Here is a 2,910-nt window from a genome sequence, read left to right as displayed (position 1 = left end):
GGTTATCCATCCGGCTGTCGTCGACAGCGGGAAACCAATGCGGCGGCCGTGGAGCTGGCGGCTGTGGTCGGCGATGGTTTGCCAGATCGCTCGTTGGCGCTGGCCGGGGGGCTGCACGTCCCCGCTCGTACTGCCGGGTAGCGGCGGTGCCAGCTCCTGTTCCCTGGACAGCGGTGCAAAGAGAAGCCCGTGGACAGCCTGGCGCCAGACACGCGACTGGGCAGTTTGCAACACGAGCTCAGATAGCGCGCTACGAAGCTTCGAGATATGTTGCGACAGCTCGGCGGGATAGCGGTCATCTGCATCCTTCGTCAGGCGCACAACACCGGCATCCGCGAGGTTACACGCGAGGTCTTGCAGCGACGCGTCGATTCCTTCCGCGGTTATGCGTGAATTGGACCACGCAAAGCCAATGGCCTCGTCGGGGCTCGACGTTTCGCTGTCGAAATTGGTGGCGTTGAGCAGATATGCGGGCGCGGCCCAGCGCAGCGCGCGGGCATGGCGGGCGAGCTGTTGGGCGAGGTCGTCGGTGTCGAATGCCGAAGTGGCAGAACTCCGGTTAAGAGTCACCGCCACGATCGCGTCGACGGGGCGGCGGCGAAGTCGGCGGATCTGGTCGAGCCATTCAGTTTCGAGCGTGTCGCGGGTTTGCTGCGCGTACAGCAGGACCGTGCCGCTCCTGATCAGATACCCCGCCTCGACGAGGCGCGGCGCCAGCCGCTTCACCAGCGGTACGTCGCCGGCGATGAGCACCCACCGCTCGCGATAGCGCCAGCGATAGCCGTGGCGGTCGCGGAGATTGTTGCGCAACCTGGCTGCACGTGATTTTCCAGCCGGACCTGTGTCACCGTTTTGCTCGCTCGACGAATTGAACTGCTTTTCGAGCCAGTACCGGATGCGCCGCGCTGCGACCGCCGGGCGGGACGACGCATCGAAGCTGAGCCACAGATACAGCAAGACAAATCCGATACAGAGCGCGACGATCCATTCGGCCCGCTTTTCGGGAGAATGCAGGCTCATCCACGAGTCGCCCTTCAACCAGATCAGCAGTCCAGGCAGAACGACCGCTATGACGATGCTCAGAATGTCGATCCGAAACTTGCGCAGCATACTTGACCAAAGTTGAGACGGGTTGCCAGAAGCGGGCGCTGCCGCGCATTCCCTGAGTTGAAAACTATGTAGCCGCCGTGTGCATGGCACCGGCATCCCGCGTTTCGCTTACATATCCACAAAAGATGAGTGCTGGGACGGAAGCAGGCGAGGTGGTGAATCGCACTTGCACACGCATAGATCGTCGCTAAGCGCGCCTTCCCTACCGTCGGGTCCCTTCATCGACATGCGCGGACCGTCACACACGATGCGTCCGATCGACTGACATGCCGGACACCAGACCTGATCCTGTTCGTATGCCTGCTCGCGATCGCCGATCCTGTCGTTTGAATCGCCGCCCATCACCGTACCGTCCGACGTCGTTCGGTCGCCTTTCAGAATGTCGTACCGCCTTACCATGACCAGATTTCCTATTGATATCGCAAATCGGACGTCGAGTACCATCCCCACTGGAGTGGCACATCTCGATACTCATGCACGCTTTGTCGTCAGCTAATGTTCCGCAGGACCGCAAAGCAGACTCCGGCCTTGTCCGTTGTCACGACGATCTGCGGCGCTTCGTCCCGAACAGCAGCACAGGCCGCATATGCCACAACCAGCCACGGCGCGACCGCTCCAGCATGACCGACCATATAATCGATATTCGCAACCTTCGCGCCGATCCCGGCCTTGACCAGAGCTTTGGTTGCCGCATTGGCCTCAGAGACATCAAGTCCGCCTTGCCAGATGCGTTTGACCCCAACTGCTTCAGCGCGCCCCCATTGCAGAGCGCGTGCGAGGGCGTCGTCAATGGCGCAGTCCTCTGTCCCGTTCGGCCGGTGCAGCATGGCTAATGGCGCAAGTTTGCACGTCCTTGCTACTGCTTCCGGCGCGAGGAGAATTGCAACAAGCGCCTCTGCGCTCCCTTCGGGAGTAAGAGCTTGATGAATTGCGTTCAACCGCACCCCAACGACAAGTCGCACCTCGTCGTCGCGCTTCTGGTTGATCCTATCAAGCCATGCGTCGACATACATCAGATCGGGATTCTCAGCCACGACGCGGACTTGCGCTGGTCGGAAATCCAACGTCGCCCATTGCCTGTTCCAGATAGCCAGCACCTCGTCGGTCTTCGCAATTCCCGGCAGCACCAACTCGACCGTCAGCCGCGACTCCGCCGGCAGCGAACGTATTGCATCAGCAATGCTATCGGTCACCACACTGAACGCCCACGCCACGACATAAGGCCGACGCTCATCATCGCGCTTGAAGCGAATCCCGCTCTCGTCGGCATCGGGTTTCTCGAACCAGCGCGCATTTATCGGAGGCGCATCCGGCTTCGGGGACGTTTGCGGTTCGAGCTTGACAGACCCATGCATCAGCTCGCCGAAGTCGTCATCCTTCGCCTCGCTAGAAAACCTGCAGGTGGCAGCAAGGACGGCGAGCGGTCGACTTGCCCCGTCGAAGACTTGGTCCATATGATCTTCGCGAGCCCTGTTCCATGCAATTGCATCCAGCCGACTCCCTTCAAAAACGCTATACCGACGCAAGACAACAAACGCGGCGAGTCCGAACGGATAAACCGTTACGCAGGTCCAGAACCAGGGTGTCTGGGTCGGCTCCTCTTTTGGCCAGAGAAGTAGGACCGCGAAAACACTGACAATCACGATCAGCAAAAAAACGATCGTCCACAAAAGTCGCGATGGCGGGGTCTCGGCAATGTCCCAGGCGTAGTTGAAGGTTGAAGGCGGCGGTTCGCCAGTGGAATCCGAGAGAATCGGGTTTCCAGGACCAACCTCCCGAACAGGGAACCAAGGAGAACCG

Annotated in this window: 2 protein-coding genes and 1 pseudogene; all 3 read right to left on the bottom strand. The window is 60.4% G+C overall.

Annotation, left to right across the window (positions count from 1 at the left end; all coding sequences use genetic code 11):
• A pseudogene (locus HV711_RS33075) lies at positions 1–1,110 on the bottom strand (ImcF-related family protein); the annotation flags it as partial.
• Between the two features lie 108 nt (positions 1,111–1,218).
• Positions 1,219–1,509, bottom strand: coding sequence for a PAAR domain-containing protein (locus HV711_RS33070; RefSeq protein ID WP_035486181.1), 291 nt, complete (start codon positions 1,507–1,509; stop codon positions 1,219–1,221).
• 89 nt (positions 1,510–1,598) lie between these two features.
• Positions 1,599–2,910 (bottom strand): KPHS_23130 family T6SS system protein (locus HV711_RS33065; protein ID WP_217468979.1); only part of this gene is annotated, 1,312 nt, incomplete at its 5' end.

Origin of the sequence: Paraburkholderia phenoliruptrix (assembly GCF_902859825.1) — a bacterium.
Taxonomy (GTDB): domain Bacteria; phylum Pseudomonadota; class Gammaproteobacteria; order Burkholderiales; family Burkholderiaceae; genus Paraburkholderia; species Paraburkholderia phenoliruptrix.
Note: the sequence above shows the minus strand (reverse complement) of the source record. Positions and strands in the feature narration are given on the sequence as shown.